At 64.8% G+C, this 14,732-nt stretch carries 13 protein-coding genes; 8 read left to right on the forward strand and 5 right to left on the reverse strand.

The genetic code is table 11. The annotated features are described in order from the left end of the window. Positions 1–141: 141 nt before the first annotated feature. Positions 142–1,146: an NADP-dependent oxidoreductase gene (locus ACNFH5_RS13020; protein WP_416746487.1), complete on the reverse strand. Its 1,005-nt coding sequence runs from the start codon at positions 1,144–1,146 to the stop codon at positions 142–144. 228 nt (positions 1,147–1,374) lie between these two features. Between ACNFH5_RS13020 and ACNFH5_RS13025 the strand changes: the two genes are divergently transcribed. The 6 genes from ACNFH5_RS13025 to ACNFH5_RS13050 all read left to right on the forward strand — a co-directional run bounded on the left by ACNFH5_RS13025 (position 1,375) and on the right by ACNFH5_RS13050 (position 8,930). After that, positions 1,375–2,136 carry an SDR family oxidoreductase gene (locus ACNFH5_RS13025; RefSeq protein ID WP_416746489.1) on the forward strand — a complete coding sequence of 254 codons (762 nt, stop codon included), beginning with the start codon at positions 1,375–1,377 and terminating at the stop codon, positions 2,134–2,136. Between the two features lie 336 nt (positions 2,137–2,472). Then, positions 2,473–3,363 (forward strand): bile acid:sodium symporter family protein, encoded by an 891-nt coding sequence (locus ACNFH5_RS13030; RefSeq protein WP_416746491.1) that lies wholly within the window; start codon positions 2,473–2,475, stop codon positions 3,361–3,363. A gap of 179 nt (positions 3,364–3,542) precedes the next feature. Continuing rightward, positions 3,543–4,082: a fimbrial protein gene (locus tag ACNFH5_RS13035; protein ID WP_416746493.1), complete on the forward strand. Its 540-nt coding sequence runs from the start codon at positions 3,543–3,545 to the stop codon at positions 4,080–4,082. Positions 4,083–4,169: 87 nt separating this feature from the next. Further along, positions 4,170–4,892: a molecular chaperone gene (locus ACNFH5_RS13040; RefSeq protein ID WP_416746494.1), complete on the forward strand. Its 723-nt coding sequence runs from the start codon at positions 4,170–4,172 to the stop codon at positions 4,890–4,892. A gap of 451 nt (positions 4,893–5,343) precedes the next feature. Next, positions 5,344–7,908, forward strand: coding sequence for a fimbria/pilus outer membrane usher protein (locus ACNFH5_RS13045; RefSeq protein ID WP_416746497.1), 2,565 nt, complete (start codon positions 5,344–5,346; stop codon positions 7,906–7,908). Then, a complete protein-coding gene (locus ACNFH5_RS13050; protein WP_416746499.1) occupies positions 7,905–8,930 on the forward strand; it encodes a fimbrial protein in 1,026 nt (341 codons plus the stop codon). Before ACNFH5_RS13045 ends, ACNFH5_RS13050 begins: the two co-directional genes overlap by 4 nt. 102 nt (positions 8,931–9,032) lie before the next feature. Here the strand turns inward: ACNFH5_RS13050 and ACNFH5_RS13055 are convergent, their stop codons facing one another. From ACNFH5_RS13055 to ACNFH5_RS13065, 3 genes are all read right to left on the reverse strand, one after another. After that, positions 9,033–10,196 (reverse strand): AAA family ATPase, encoded by a 1,164-nt coding sequence (locus tag ACNFH5_RS13055; protein WP_416746501.1) that lies wholly within the window; start codon positions 10,194–10,196, stop codon positions 9,033–9,035. A 62-nt stretch (positions 10,197–10,258) separates the two neighbouring features. Further along, on the reverse strand, positions 10,259–11,458 hold the full coding sequence (locus ACNFH5_RS13060) for a benzoate/H(+) symporter BenE family transporter (protein ID WP_416746503.1): 1,200 nt from the start codon (positions 11,456–11,458) through the stop codon (positions 10,259–10,261). A gap of 13 nt (positions 11,459–11,471) precedes the next feature. After that, positions 11,472–12,074: a LysE family translocator gene (locus ACNFH5_RS13065; RefSeq protein WP_416746505.1), complete on the reverse strand. Its 603-nt coding sequence runs from the start codon at positions 12,072–12,074 to the stop codon at positions 11,472–11,474. 332 nt (positions 12,075–12,406) lie between these two features. Here ACNFH5_RS13065 and ACNFH5_RS13070 point away from each other — a divergent pair, with 332 nt between their 5' ends. After that, complete coding sequence (locus tag ACNFH5_RS13070; RefSeq protein ID WP_416746507.1) at positions 12,407–13,048, forward strand: hypothetical protein; 642 nt, start codon at positions 12,407–12,409, stop codon at positions 13,046–13,048. Here the strand turns inward: ACNFH5_RS13070 and ACNFH5_RS13075 are convergent. Beyond that, entirely contained in the window at positions 13,045–13,485 is a 441-nt protein-coding gene (locus tag ACNFH5_RS13075) for a MarR family winged helix-turn-helix transcriptional regulator (RefSeq protein WP_416746509.1), read from the reverse strand. The two genes, ACNFH5_RS13070 and ACNFH5_RS13075, sit on opposite strands and share 4 nt — an antisense overlap. A gap of 82 nt (positions 13,486–13,567) precedes the next feature. Between ACNFH5_RS13075 and ACNFH5_RS13080 the strand changes: the two genes are divergently transcribed. After that, positions 13,568–14,725, forward strand: a complete 1,158-nt coding sequence (locus ACNFH5_RS13080; protein WP_416746511.1) for a PLP-dependent aminotransferase family protein — start codon at positions 13,568–13,570, stop codon at positions 14,723–14,725. The last annotated feature ends 7 nt before the right edge of the window (positions 14,726–14,732 follow it).

Raw genomic sequence — 14,732 nt, forward strand, 5'->3', positions numbered from 1 at the left:
TCGCTCCTACAAGGTTGCCGGCTGCCCGCCGATGATCGGCTACGGGTAGGAGCGGACTCCGTCCGCGATACGTCCGCATCGCGCCGGAAGCCATCGCGGACGAGATCCGCTCCTGCGTAACACCAGCAACGCCAGCGGCGGTCAGACCTTCAGCACCAGCTTGCCGAAGTTCTCGCCGCTGAACAGTTTGGCCAGGGTTTCGGGGAAGGTTTCCAGGCCCTCGACGATGTCTTCCTTCGACTTCAGCTTGCCTTCGGCAATCCAGGTCGCCATGTCCTTGAAGCCTTCCTGGAAGCGGTGGGCGTAGTCCATCACCACCATGCCTTCCATGCGCGCGCGATTGACCAGCAGCGACAGGTAGTTGGCCGGGCCGCGCACGGCTTCCTTGTTGTTGTACTGGCTGATCGCGCCGCAGATCACCACCCGCGCCTTGGGCGCCAGGCGGGCCAGCACGGCATCGAGGATGTCGCCGCCGACGTTATCGAAGAACACGTTCACGCCCTTGGGGCACTCGCGCTTGAGGCCGGCGTTGACGTCTTCGGCCTTGTAGTCGATGGCGCCGTCGAAGCCCAGTTCCTCCACCAGATAGCGGCATTTGTCAGCGCCGCCGGCGATGCCGACCACTCGGCAGCCCTTGATCCTGGCGATCTGCCCGACCACGCTGCCCACCGCGCCGGCGGCGCCGGAAACCACCACGGTGTCACCGGCCTGGGGCAGGCCGACGTCGAGGAAACCGAAATAGGCAGTCATGCCGGTCATACCCAGCGCCGAGAGGTACAGCGGCAGCGGCGCACGCTGGCTGTCGACCTTGTAGAAGCCTTTCGGCTCGCCGAGGAAGTAATCCTGCACGCCGAGGGCGCCGTTCACTTCGTCGCCGACCTTGAAGTCCGGGTGCTGCGAGGCGATCACCTTGCCCACGCCGAGGGCGCGCATCACGTCGCCGATGGCCACCGGGGCGATGTAGGACTTGGCGTCGTTCATCCAGCCGCGCATGGCCGGGTCCAGCGAGAGGTACTGGTTCTTCACCAGGATCTGCCCCGGGCCGGGCTCGCCGACCGGGGTTTCCACGTAGGCGAAGGTGTCGCGGGTGGCGGCGCCGACCGGGCGCTGGGCGAGCTGGAACTGGCGGTTGATCTGGGCAGGCATGGCAGTGGACTCAGTCAGGGGGAAAGCCTAGGTGATAGTCCGCCCGCCGCGCCACGGCAAGTTCCGTCCGCCGGGGGAATGTCCGCTCATTGGTTCCAGTGATCCGGGCTCGCCGGAATCATCATCGCCGTGGATGCAGCGACGCCGCCCCGCCTGATAGTGCTTCGCGCCGCTGGAGCGCTGGCTAGACTGCAGCGGTTATTTCCCAACCCGCTTCGAGGTTCGCTCATGAGTCAGCTGCTTTCCGGCCAGGTTGCCCTGGTCACTGGCGCCGGTAACGGTATCGGCCGCGCCACCGCCCAGGCCTTCGCCCAGCAGGGCATGAAAGTCGTGGTTTCCGACGTCGACGCCAAGGGCGGCGAAGCCACCGTCGAGCTGATCCGCGGCGCTGGCGGCGAGGCCACCTTCATCCGTTGCGACGTGACCCGCGACGCCGAGGTCAAGGCGCTGGTGGAAGGCACTGTGGCTGCGTACGGCCGCCTGGACTACGCCTTCAACAACGCCGGCATCGAGATCGAGAAGGGCAAGTTGGCCGACGGCGAGGAAAGCGAGTTCGACGCCATCATGGGCGTCAACGTGAAGGGTGTCTGGCTGTGCATGAAGCACCAGATTCCGGTGATGCTGGAGCAGGGCGGCGGCGCCATCGTCAACACCGCTTCCGTCGCCGGCCTGGGCGCCGCGCCGAAAATGAGCATCTATGCGGCCTCCAAGCACGCGGTGATTGGCCTGACCAAGTCCGCCGCCATCGAATACGCGAAGAAGAAAATCCGCGTCAACGCGGTGTGTCCGGCGGTGATCGACACCGACATGTTCCGCCGCGCTTACGAGGCCGACCCGAAGAAGGCCGAGTTCGCTGCTGCCATGCACCCGGTGGGCCGCGTCGGCCGCGTCGAGGAAATCGCCTCTGCCGTTCTTTACCTTTGCAGTGACAACGCTGGCTTCACCACCGGCATCGCGCTGCCGGTGGATGGTGGGGCGACGGCGATCTGACCGATGGGGGGAGCTCGGTGTGCGGGCTTCCCCTCACCCCAACCCTGGCTGCGCGCCCCGCTCCGAAGGGAGAGGGGCAGGCCCTTGCACCAACGCTGCCACGTCACACCTGTAGGAGCGAGCTTGCTCGCGAACGGATTTCACGGTCGCTGCGGTGCTGGGCGGTTCGCGAGCAAGCTCGCTCCTACAAAAGGACAAAGCTCCGCACATTCCCGCCGCGTTCGCTACAAACTTTTGCATTCAGTTACAGGATGAAGTGGTTTTGGCCCGCAAGGCCAGTTACAAGCGCCCAAGAGGCCGAAACAATCGGCCCACCCCAGTTGGAGAATAATGACAATGACCAACGATCCCTTGCTGACGCTATTCATGCCCATTGCCCTGGGCATCATCATGCTGGGCCTCGGCCTGTCCCTGACCGTCGCCGACTTCGCCCGCGTGGTGCGCTATCCCAAGCCCGTGCTCATCGGCCTGGTCTGCCAGATCATCCTGCTGCCGCTGGCGTGCTTCCTCATCACCGTGGGCTTTGCTCTCGAAGCAGCGCTGGCCGTGGGCATGATGCTGCTCGCTGCGTCCCCCGGCGGCACCACTGCAAACCTCTACAGCCACCTGGCCCACGGCGATGTGGCGCTGAACATCACGCTGACCGCGGTGAACTCGGTGATCGCCATCCTCACCATGCCGCTGATCGTGAATATGTCGCTGCTGTACTTCATGAACGACGGCCAGACCATCCCGCTGCAATTCGGCAAGGTGCTGCAGGTCTTCGTCATCGTGCTGGGCCCCGTTGCCATCGGCATGCTCGTGCGGCGCCTGCTGCCCAGCGTGGCGGCGGCGCTGCAGAAGCCGGTGAAGATTCTCTCCGCGTTGCTGCTGGCGGTGATCATCGGCGTAGCCGTGACCAAGGACTGGCAGACCTTCCTGACCTATGCGCCGATCGTTGGCGCTGCGGCCCTGAGCTTCAACTTGCTCAGCCTTGCCGTCGGCTATTGCGTGCCGCGCCTGCTGAAACTGTCCAAGCCGCAGTCCATCGCCATCGGAATGGAGATCGGCATCCACAACGGCACGCTTGCCATCGCACTGGCGCTCAGCCCCATGCTGCTGAACAACAGCACGATGGCCATTCCGGCGGCGATCTATGGCGTGCTGATGTTCTTCACCGCTGGCCTCTTTGGCTGGTGGGTCAGCCGGGGCGTGGCCAAGGCAGCGCCGGAGCAGGCGACTGCCTGACTGATCGTGCGCTCCCTTTCTGCTAAAGGGAGCGCACGATCAGTGCTCTTAAAAGGATTTTTCCTACACGGTGATAGGGACATTACGGCAGGGCTAATTCCTACGTGAGAACAGAATTTGGCTATCTCCTCCATCAATGACGGTGGTTGGGAGCCAGTTCACTCATGTAGGAAACTCCGATGAAAAAGTCCCTGATCTCCCTCTCCACTCTGCTCGCTCTTGCCGCTTCCGCGATGCAGGCCCAGGCATCCGACGGCACCATCACCTTCAACGGCAAGGTCCAGGACGTCACCTGCACCATCCAGATCAACGGTGCGGGCACCGGCGACGGCACCGTCACTCTGCCGACCGTTTCGAAGTCGTCCCTGGCGGGTGTCGGCACTACCGGCGGTGATACCAACTTCACGATCGACCTGTCCGGCTGCAGCGGCAGCGATGTCAGCGGCAACCCAGGCGTTGCCGTGTTCTTCGAGCCGGGCGCCAATGTCAACGCCCAGGGACGCCTGACAAACACCGGCAGCGGCGCTCAGGAAGTCGACCTGGCTATCTTCCGCAACGGCTCTCCCTTGCAGCTGGGGGCCTCGCCGGCCACGGCCTTCACCAATATCACCGGAACCGGCGTCACCATCCCCTTCACCGTGAAGTACTACTCCAACTCGGCTACGCCGAGCGCGGGCGAAGTGAGGTCCAGCGTTACCTACTCGATCGTTTATCCGTAATTCGGACGCGTCACCGTCAATGGGAAGCGAGGGCTGGCGATCAGCCCTCGCTGGTGGCGGCTCATTTACTTCTATGACGAGGTCTCCATGAAGCGCGCTTTTCTTGGCTTGGGGTTGCTGCTGTCGGCCTGTCTGGTGATTGGTCAGGCTCAAGCCTCTATCGTGATCACCGGTACCCGTGTGGTCTACGACGCGGCCCAGCGGGAAGTGACGGTCAAGCTCAACAACGACGGACAGTCACCGATGCTGGTGCAGTCCTGGATCGACGAAGGCAACCTACAGGCAACGCCCGATACCTCCGCGGCACCCTTCGTGCTTACACCGCCCATAGCCCGGATCGACCCGAACAAGGGCCAGGCGCTGCGGGTTCGTTTCACCGGGCAGAAGGCCCTGCCGCAGGACAGGGAGTCGCTGTTCTGGCTGAACGTGCTGGAGGTCCCACCGTCCTCGGCTGAAGGGCAGAATCGTTTGAAGATCGCCTTCCGTAGCCGCGTGAAGTTCTTCTATCGCCCCGCCAACCTGCCCGGCAATGCCACGGCGGCCGCCGAGCAGTTGCAGTGGCGCGTGCTGCGCAATGGTTCGGAGTGGGCGCTGGAGTGTCGCAATGACAGTCCCTATTACGTCACCCTGGGAAAAGTCAGCATGAACGGCATCAGCCCGACGCTCGACATCAATTCCTCCCTGCTGGCGCCTGGCGAACGCAAGATGATTCCGCTCAAGGGCGCTGCCGCCGCCACGGGCAAGGTTGACTACACGAGCATCACCGACCTGGGCGCCGTGCTCCAGTATTCCCAGCCCCTGAAACCCTGATCGCTCGGTCCCGGGCTGTCCCATTAGTCGACGGTTGCCCGGTTGCTCCTCGGTCAAGGCAAGCGGTCCTGGCGGCAACCGGGCACATCGCTTCTTCTGGTTGCCCAGATCGATAGTTCGCTACCTGTTGGGATAATTCCTACAAGCATGTCGGTTTTATACGGTAGGGCAATTCCGGTGCTGGACGGAAACTCATTCCATCGCCTCCGCACGGTCACCCCGGCGCAGAGCACCACTACCGCAGGTCTCAGCCCATGAAAACGCCGCTGAAAGTTGTTCCAGGACAGCCGCCACCGCGTCGCAGGTTTCGGATCGACGCGCATCTGATCCGGTAGATCTCCCGCTACCAGCGCTATCCACCCGACCTCTTCCAACACCCGCACCGCGCCGGGAGGGGATCGGCATGCCCGCAACCCTGGGGCCGTCCGCAGGACACTGGCGAGGTTCAGTCATGAACAGCACCTTCCGCAATCCGTTGCAGGAACGCCTGGCGTTCTCGCTCAAACCCCTGGCACTGGCTGTCTGCCTGCTGGGTGGCCTGTACAGCGGTTTTGTGCTGGCGGAGCCGGGTGAAGGTGCAGTGGCCAACTTCGAGAGTGACATGCTGTGGGGGCAGGGCGCGCGCTCCATGAACCTGTCGCGCTTCAGCCAGAGCAACCAGATCGAGCCCGGCACCTATAACCTCGATGTGCTGCTCAATGGTACGGCGCTGGGCACGCAGGACATCCGCTTCGTCGCCGGTGACCGGCCCAATCATGCCAAGGCGTGCTTCTCACGCCTGCAACTGGAGCAGTTCGGCGTGAAGCTCGACCAACTGCCGCCGGACAAGCTCAGCGCTGATTGCCTTGATCCAGCGGCCCTTGTCGAGGGCGCCAGTGCAACTGTCGACGTGGGCGAGCAGCGCCTGGACGTGAGCATTCCCCAGGCCATGCTGCGGCGCAATCCGCGTGGCTACGTCAGCCCCGAGCGCTGGGACCGCGGCGTCAACGCCGGCTTCCTCGACTACAACCTCAGCGGCTACCAGAGCAATGGCCAGGGCAGCGATCAGCAGAGCGCCTATGCCAGCCTCATTGGCGGGCTGAACCTGGGCGACTGGCGCCTGCGCCAGCGCTCGTCACTCAACTGGGGGCAGGACGGCAAGTCCCTGCAGAACCTCGCCACCTTCGCCCAGCGCGATGTCGACTCGCTCCGCTCTCAACTGACCCTCGGCGATGCCTATACCGATGGCGACCTGTTTGACTCGGTTCCCTTGCGCGGTGTCCGCCTGACCAGCGACGAGCGCATGCTGCCCGACTCCCAGCGTGGCTATGCGCCGATCGTTCGTGGTATCGCCGCTACCAATGCCCGGGTCACCATTCGCCAGAACGGCTACATCATCCACGAGGAAACCGTTGCCCCAGGCGCCTTCGAGATCCGCGATCTCAACCCCACCAGCGACAACGGTGACCTGGATGTGACGGTGACCGAGGCCAGTGGTCAGGAAAACCATTTCACCGTGCCGTTCTCCTCGGTGGCTCGCTCCCTGCGCCCAGGCGTCTCGCGCTACAGCACAAGCGTCGGCCAGGTGCGGGATCTCACCTATGGCTACAGCCCCTACGTCGCCCAGGCCACCTACCAGCGCGGCATCACCAACAGCATCACCGCCTACACCGGCAGCTCGATCTCCGATGGCTACACCTCCGCGCTCCTGGGGGGCGTGCTCAATACCGAGTACGGCGCCTTCGGCGCGGACCTGACCCAGGCCAGCACAGACCTGGAGGGGAAGCAGTACAGCGGCCGCTCGTTGGGCATCAGCTACAACAAGATTCTGCAGAGCACCGGCACGCATTTCACCGTCGCGGCCTATCGGTATTCCACCGATGGCTATTTCGGTCTCAACGATGCCCTGACCGCTCGTGACCAGGTCCGCGAGTACGGCGACGAGAAGGGGGGGGCCGATGCTGTCCGCCGCGCCCGGAGCCGCAGTGAAATCAACATCAGTCAGAACGTCGGGAGCGGCTACCTGTTCGCCAGCGGATCGGTCCAGAACTACTGGAACGACACTGGCTTCGATACCCAGTACCAGGCCGGTTACAACCGCAACTGGAGCTGGGGCAGCGCCTCGGTCAGCGCCTCGCGGACCCAGGATGCCTTCGGTGCTTCGGAGAGCCAGGTTCTGCTCAGCGTCTCGCTGCCCATCGGCAAGACCGGCAGCAATCGCCCGTATCTCACCAGCAGTGTCAGTCGCAGCAGCAGCGGGGCGAGCAACCTGCAGAGCACCTTGAGCGGCACCGCCGGCAAGGAAGGCCAGGTCAACTACGGCGTCACCGGCGCCTACGACAGCCCGGCTGCTGGCCAGAGCGCCGCCAGCCTCAGTGGCAATGCCCAGTACCGCAGCTCCTTTGGCACGCTGAGCGGCTCGGTGAGCCAGGGCAACGACTACCGTCAGGCCTCCGCAGGCGTTGCCGGTTCGGTGGTCGCCCACCCCAACGGTGTCACGTTCGGCCAGTCCCTGGGCGACAGCATCGCCATCATCGATGCCCCTGGTGCAGCCGGCGCCCAGGTCAGCAATGCCAGCAACCTCAAGCTCGATGGTCGCGGGCAGGCCGTCGTGCCATACCTCACGCCCTACCGTATCAACACCCTGGAACTGGACCCCAAAGGGCTATCCGATGACATCGAGCTCAAAAGCACCGTAAAGGATGTAGTGCCTCGTAGCGGGGCGGTGGTCGTGGTTCCGTTCGATTCGATTAGTGGCCATGCGCTGCTCATCCAGAGTCGGCAGACGGACGGCAGCCCGCTGCCCTTCGGCGCCAGTGTCCTCGATGAGAGAAACCAGGAAGTCGGTGTGGTCGGACAGGGCGGCAAGATTTTTGTCCGGGTCGCCAGCGACCATGGCGAATTGCGAGTCCCGGTCGAGGGGGACAGGTACTGCACCATTCACTACAGCACTCCGGCAGACAGGAGCCGAGACACGGGAGTGTCCTTGGAAACCATCGATGCGCTATGTGCTGCTCAATCCGGAGCCCCGCAATGATCCTGACCTCAATCAAGTCCTCTGTAGGTTGCCTGCTGATTGCTCTACTGGGTGCGGGCCTCAGCCCTGCCGAGGCAGCTGTGACCTGTACGCCCACGGCCGGTATAACGCTCAACCTGCCGGCTACCATCACCGCACCGCGCGACCGCAGCTTCGGTACGCCGCTGACGGCCTGGATTACCTCCTCCGTTACCCGTATGGAGAACGGCTGCACAGCCAACGACACGTCGACAACCTATGGTCAAGCCCAGGGGGCGCTCGTCGCCACCGGCAAGACGATCGTGGACGGCGGATCGACCTACACGGTCTATGCCACTTCGCTACGTGGCGTCGGAGTGATCATCAGTGCCCGGGACAACTACACCTCCCTGACGCCCGTCACGCCGACACCCACTGACCTGGTGAAGGGATGGTCGACATTCTGGGACTTCGCAGCGTCCGTCCGGTTGGTCGCGACAGGCGAACCGATCACTACCGGCACGCTGGCTGCGACAACGATCGCTAACGCCTTTGTCGCAGAAAAGAGTTCAGGAAGTACATCGGCCACTGCACCTATCAAGATCACCAGTACCAGCCTCACTGCCCAGACCTGCTCGGTAGATGCAGGCTCGATCAACATTCCCGTCAGCCTCGGAACCACGAGCGCGCCAGGCCTTGCCGGCCCTGTTGGGACCACCTCTGGCAACGCCAGCTTCAATGTACGTCTCAATTGCAGTACCGGTATGAACGTCTACATGACCCTGACGGACGCCAACAACCTTGGCAATCTGACTGACACGCTCAGTCTCAGCCCATCGGCGACTCAGGCTCGCGGCGTCGGCATCCAGATCCGGCGCGACGGAACGCCGGTGCGCTTCGGGCCGGACTCATCCGTCGCTGGCAATATGAACCAGTTTTCCCTTGGCGCATCACCCAATGGCGCCCTGGTGGTGCCATTCACCGCCAACTACATCAAGACGGCAGTGGCGGTGACGCCGGGGGACGCGAATGCCGTGGCTACCTACACGCTGTCTTATCAGTAGATTGAGGACGTTGTATCCAGGTGGGCGTCGCGGCGATTCTCATGCAGCCCATCATCCTGGGTGGCCGGTGGGGCGACGCCGGCGCTGATACGCACGCGTAGCTCAATCCGCCCAATGCCACGCGGGCGCATCGAACATGCCCTGGTCGCGGATGCGCGTCTGGCCCAGTTCCTTGTCCAGGTGCAGACCATTGCACTCGGGGTATTCCTCCAGCGTGGCGATCAGCCGGCTGGCGTGGGACACGACCCAGACCTGGGTGTGCTTAGAGGCCGCGATGATCAGGCGTCCCAGGGCCGGCAGCAGGTCCGGGTGAAGGCTGGTTTCCGGTTCGTTGAGGACCATCAACGACGGCGGGCGCGGGGTGAGCAGGGCGGCGACCAACAGCAGGTAGCGCAGGGTGCCGTCAGAGAGTTCTGCCGCGCTCAGCGGGCGCAGCAGGCCGTATTGCTTCAGCGCTACGGCGAAGCGTCCGCCGGGTTGGCAGTCGATCTGCAGCTCGGCGCCGGGGAAGGCGTCGCTGATAGCGGTTTCCAGTGCACGGGCGTCGCCGATTTCGCGGATGGTCTGCAGCGCGGCGGCGAGGTCGCGACCATCGTGGTGCAGCACCGGCGTGCGGGTGCCCAGTTGCGGCTGGCGCGCAGGGGCGTCGGCGTCGGTGCGGAAGTGGTCGTAGAAACGCCAGCCGCGAATCTGCTCGCGCAGCAGCAGGGCTTCGGGGCAGTCCGAGCCGCTGCCGATCTGCGTGAACAGACTGTCGAAGGTCGGAATGTGCTGCTCCAGTACCTGCCAGCTGCGGCCTTCGCGGGCACGCAGCATCGGCCCATTGCGTTCCACCAACTGTGAGGCGGGGCGATACCAGGGGCCGGCCCAGATGCTTTCGTGCTTGATCTCCGGGTCCAGACCGAAGGCGCTGATCACCGGTGGTGGTGGCAGGCCGAGGGCGATGGCGTAGCCGAAGTCTTCACCGGAAAAACCCAGGCGCAGACGCTTGACCTCATTGCGCGGGCCGCCCTGGACCTCGACTTCGCCCGTGCGCATGCGCCTCGAATGGCTTTCCGGCCCGGCCCAGAAGGTGGATTCCAGCCCGCCCTCGCGGGCCAGTGCATTCACCACGCCGCCTTGTGCCGTCTCGGCGAGCAGGCGCAGGGCGCGATAGAGGTTGGATTTGCCGCTGCCGTTGGCGCCGGTGATCAGGTTCAGCCGGCCCAGCGGCAGCACCAGCGAGTTGATCGAGCGGTAGTTGGCAACGGCCAGGGTGTGCAGCATGCGGGCGGTCCGGTTCAGGCAATCGCCCGCATGCTAGCAGAAGGGCCTTTCCAGTCAGGGGATCAGGGAGCGCGGCGCCAGTTCAGCACCAGTTGGGTCAGCAGGCCGGCCACCAGTCCCCAGAAGGCCGAGCCGACGGAGAACAGGGTGAAGCCCGAGGCGGTGACCAGGAAGGTGACCATCGCCGCTTCACGCTGGCGGGCGTCGGCCATGGCGTTGGTCAGGCCGTTGGTGATCGAGCCGAGCAGGGCCAGGGCGGCGATGGACAGCACCAGCGCCTTGGGCAGCGCGGCGAACAGGGCCGCCAGGGTGGCGCCGAAGATGCCGGCGATGCCATAGAACAGCCCGCACCAGAGCGCCGCGGTGTAGCGCTTGTGCGGGTTTTCGTGGGCTTCCGGGCCGGTGCAGATGGCCGCGCTGATTGCAGCGAGGTTGATGCCGTGGGAGCCGAAGGGCGCCAGCAGCAGCGAGGCGATGCCGGTGGTGGAGATCAGTGGCGAGGCAGGCACCTGGTAGCCGTCGGCGCGCAACACGGCGAGGCCAGGCATGTTCTGCGAGGCCATGGCGACGATGAACAGCGGAATGCCGATGCTGATGGTGGCGGCCAGCGAGAAGCTCGGCGTGGTCCACACGGGGCGGGCGATTTCCAGCTGGAAGTGGCTGAAGTTGAGCAGGCCGAGGAAGCCGGCCAGCGCGACGCCCACCAGCAAGGCGGCGAACACCGCGTAGCGCGGCGACAGGCGCTTGGCGATCAGGTAGCTGACGAACATCGCCACCACCAGCGCCGTCTGCTGCTGCGCGGCGTTGCAGATCTCGATGCAGATGCGGAACAGCACGCCGGCCAGCAGCGCCGAGGCGAGCGAGCCGGGCACCTGGCGCATCAGGCGGTCGAAGCTGCCGGTGACGCCGCAGATGGTGATCAGCGCGGCGCACACGATGAATGCGCCGATCGCTTCACCGTAAGGTACGCCGGGCAGGCTGCTGATCAGCAGCGCGGCGCCGGGGGTGGACCAGGCGATGACGATGGGCGTGCGGTAGCGCAGGGTCAGGCCGATGGTGGTCAGGGCCATGCCGATGGACAGCGCCCAGATCCACGAGGAAATCTGCGCGGTGGAGAGTCCCGCCGCCTGGCCGGCCTGGAACATCAGCACCAGCGAGCTGGTGTAGCCGGTGAGCATGGCGACGAACCCGGCGACAATGGCGGCGGGGGATGAGTCGGCCAGCGGGCGCAGGCGCGTGGTGGCGGGTGTGGTGTCAGTCATGCACGAACTTCCATCAGGTGCGGGTCAGCAGGGGGTAGAGCGAGGCGACCAGCAGCGCCGCCATGCCGAAGTTGAACAGGCGCAAACGCAGCGGGTCTTCCAGCCAGCGCCGCAGCAGGCTGCCCAGTATGGTCCAGACGCCCACGCTGGGCAGGTTGACCACGGCGAACAGGGTGGCGATCAGCACCACGTTACCGATCCAGCTGTTGGCTGGCAGGTAGGTGGCGATGGCGCCGACAGCCATCACCCAGGCCTTGGGATTGACCCACTGGAACGCAGCGGCCTGGAGGAAGGTCATCGGTCTGGCGGCGTTCTCGCCTTTCGCCTCGGGCGCGCCGGAACGCGCGATCTTCCATGCAAGATACAGAAGGTACGCGCCGCCGGCGTAGCGCAGCGCCGTGTAGCTGGCCGGGAAGCGTTCGAACAGCTGGTGCAGGCCCAGGCCCACGGCGACCACCAGCAGCAGGAAGCCGATGCTGATGCCAAGCATGTGCGGAATGGTGCGGCGTACACCGAAGTTCACGCCCGAGGCCAGCAGCATCATGTTGTTGGGGCCGGGCGTGATGGAGGTGACGAAGGCGAACAGCACGAAGGCGCCGAGGAGTTCGATGGGCATGGCGGAGTACCGGTCTTGTTCTGGGAGCTACTTTTTCTGAAGCCTTGTGTTGGAGGTCCCTTTTCCCTGAAGTGAGAGGGAACTGTATGGCACAGGTTGAAACAAAAGTGTCGGCCGGTACGGACAGCTCCCTCTCCCTTCAGGGAGAGGGCGGGGGAGAGGGCTCGCCCCCACGCGGGATCTCAATTGGAACCAGACTAATCCCGCCACCGCGAAGCTGTCCCATAACAGCCAGCGGCCGAGTGGCCCGTACAGTGCCAGCGGCAGTGGCGTGGGCGCGGGTGCGCCGGTATGGTGCGGGAAAGCCGTACAACTGATGGAAGATCGCCACCATGGAAGAGAATCCCTACGCCGCGCCCAGGGTCGAGCTGGTGGATCAGAGCGCTCCGGGGGCTTTCCTTGCCGGGCGCTGGAACCCCGGCCACCTGCGTCTGCTTGGCTGGCTGAGCCTGGCGCTGCTGCTGTGCAACCTCGCGCTGTTCACCCTGTCCTTCGCCGCCGCGCTGCATGAGTCGAGTACCTGGCAAGGCTACGAACTCTGGGTCGGCGTGCTCAGTACAGTGCTGGGTTGCTTCCTGCTGTGGCGCACCCGCAGCTTTCTCGAGGATCGCTTCAATGCCCGCGGGTTGGCCTGGCCGGTTGGGCTGTCGATTGCTGTCGCGTTGGTGATGCAGGTCTACAGCGTGGTTTTCGACGAGCAGCTCAGCGGCGAGCTCAATGCTGCGCTGATGGGCTTCATGGGGCTGTTCGTACCTACGGGCATCGTGACCTTGTGGTATGGCATCCGCCTGCTGAAGATCGAGTTGCCGTACCCGTCGGTGAAGGTCATGGGCTGGCTGGAGGTCAGCTCTGGCGTATGCCTGCTCAGCGTGCTGCTGTTCCTGCCCGGCACCGCGCTGGCGATGGCCAGCCTGCTGCCGCTGGCGCTGATGTTCCTGCGTGCCGCCCGCGAGCTGGAGGGCGCCGCCCGCTAGTCGTCCTGCGAGCGGGCGATGGCCTGGTTCACCGCCAGCCAGCCTTTCACCGCTTCTTCCCCGGCCTCGCCAAAGGCGCGTTGCAGCAGGCGCTCCTGCTCGCGGCGCAGGGCCTTTTCCAGCTTGCCGCCTTCGGCTGTCAGCGCCAGCAGGCGCCGGCGCTTGTCGTTGTCGCAGGCTTCGCTGCGAATCAGGTCGCGCTCGAGCAACTGGCGCAGCGGCACGTTCAGCGCCTGCTTGGTCACGCCAAGGGCGGCCAGCAGCTGGCTGACGCTCAGCCCCGGGTTGCGCGCGATGAAGAACAGGATGCGGTGGTGCACCCGGCTGAGCCCGCGACGGGCGAGCATCTCGTCGGGTTTTGCGGTGAAGGCGCGGTAGCTGTAGAAGAAGGCCTGGATCGCTTCGAGCTGCAGGTTGTTTTTTGTTAGGTCAGGCATATTGACGTATCCATCTCGGGCGTCGTAGCTTCGGTCAAGCAGTTTGACTCATTCTTCCGTGCTCCCGCTACCGGTGACCCCCATGGCCTTCTCCGAACGCATCGCCCGACTGAAAAGCTCTCTGATCCGTGAAATTCTCGCCGCGGCGCAGCGCCCGGAGGTGATGTCCTTCGCCGGTGGCCTGCCCGCCGAGCCGATGCTGCCGAAGGTGAACTGGGATGCCATGCCGGCGAGCATGGGGCAGTACGGCATGAGCGAAGGGGAGCCGGCGCTGCGCGAAGCCATCGCCGCCGAGGCACGCGCGCTGGGCGTGCCCTGTGAGGCGAGCCAGGTGCTGATCGTCAGCGGCTCGCAGCAGACGCTGGACCTGGCCAGCAAGCTGTTCATCGACCCGGGCACCGAGGTGCTGCTCGAAGCGCCGACCTACCTCGCCGCGCTGCAGGCCTTCCAGCTGTTCGGCGCTAACTGCCTGACCGTGCCATTGGGCGCCGAAGGCCCGGACGTTGCCGCGCTGCGTCAGCGCCTGGAAACCAGCAAACCAGCCTTCGCCTACCTGATCCCGACGTTCCAGAATCCGTCCGGCGTGCGTTACAGCGAACAGCGTCGCGATGAAGTGGCCGCCGTGCTCGACGAGTTTGGCGTGACCCTGATCGAGGATGAGCCCTACCGCGAGCTGGTGTTCGACGAGGGGGCTGCGACCCCGCTGGTCAGCCGTCTGAAGCAGTCGAGCTGGATCTATACCGGCACGGTGTCGAAGACGCTGCTGCCGGGCCTGCGCGTGGGCTTCCTGATCGCCACACCGGACCTGTTCCCGCACCTGCTGCGCCTGAAGCAGTCCGCCGACCTGCACACCAACCGCGTCGGCCAGTGGCAGGCGCTGCAATGGTTCGGCACCGAGGCCTATCGCGGCCACCTGGCCGAGCTGCGTGATTTCTACCGGATTCGCCGCGACGCCATGCAGAAGCAACTGGAAGAGCATTTCGACGAACTGGCCGAATGGCACGTGCCCCAGGGTGGGCTGTTCTTCTGGCTGAAGCTCAAGCAGCCGCTGGACACTCGCACGCTGCTGGATGCGGCGCTGGCGCAGAATGTGGCCTTCATGCCGGGTGAGCCTTTCTTCACGCAGCCGGATGCCAATCCCGGCTATTTGCGGCTTAACTTCAGCCACGTGGCGCCGGAACGTGCCGGCGAAGGTTTGCGTCGCCTGGCCGCGGTAATCCGCGACGGCCAGGCCCAGTGAGGAGATG

This window comes from Pseudomonas sp. NY15435, assembly GCF_048068295.1.
GTDB lineage: Bacteria > Pseudomonadota > Gammaproteobacteria > Pseudomonadales > Pseudomonadaceae > Pseudomonas.

Coding starts and splice junctions, on each gene's coding strand:
- ACNFH5_RS13050 (WP_416746499.1), top strand. CDS start 7,905: ATGATCCTGACCTCAATCAAGTCCTCTGTAGGTTGCCTGCTGATTGCT.
- ACNFH5_RS13075 (WP_416746509.1), bottom strand. CDS start 13,485: ATGCCTGACCTAACAAAAAACAACCTGCAGCTCGAAGCGATCCAGGCC.
- ACNFH5_RS13025 (WP_416746489.1), top strand. CDS start 1,375: ATGAGTCAGCTGCTTTCCGGCCAGGTTGCCCTGGTCACTGGCGCCGGT.
- ACNFH5_RS13045 (WP_416746497.1), top strand. CDS start 5,344: ATGAACAGCACCTTCCGCAATCCGTTGCAGGAACGCCTGGCGTTCTCG.
- ACNFH5_RS13070 (WP_416746507.1), top strand. CDS start 12,407: ATGGAAGAGAATCCCTACGCCGCGCCCAGGGTCGAGCTGGTGGATCAG.
- ACNFH5_RS13080 (WP_416746511.1), top strand. CDS start 13,568: ATGGCCTTCTCCGAACGCATCGCCCGACTGAAAAGCTCTCTGATCCGT.
- ACNFH5_RS13020 (WP_416746487.1), bottom strand. CDS start 1,146: ATGCCTGCCCAGATCAACCGCCAGTTCCAGCTCGCCCAGCGCCCGGTC.
- ACNFH5_RS13035 (WP_416746493.1), top strand. CDS start 3,543: ATGAAAAAGTCCCTGATCTCCCTCTCCACTCTGCTCGCTCTTGCCGCT.
- ACNFH5_RS13040 (WP_416746494.1), top strand. CDS start 4,170: ATGAAGCGCGCTTTTCTTGGCTTGGGGTTGCTGCTGTCGGCCTGTCTG.
- ACNFH5_RS13065 (WP_416746505.1), bottom strand. CDS start 12,074: ATGCCCATCGAACTCCTCGGCGCCTTCGTGCTGTTCGCCTTCGTCACC.
- ACNFH5_RS13055 (WP_416746501.1), bottom strand. CDS start 10,196: ATGCTGCACACCCTGGCCGTTGCCAACTACCGCTCGATCAACTCGCTG.
- ACNFH5_RS13060 (WP_416746503.1), bottom strand. CDS start 11,458: ATGACTGACACCACACCCGCCACCACGCGCCTGCGCCCGCTGGCCGAC.
- ACNFH5_RS13030 (WP_416746491.1), top strand. CDS start 2,473: ATGACCAACGATCCCTTGCTGACGCTATTCATGCCCATTGCCCTGGGC.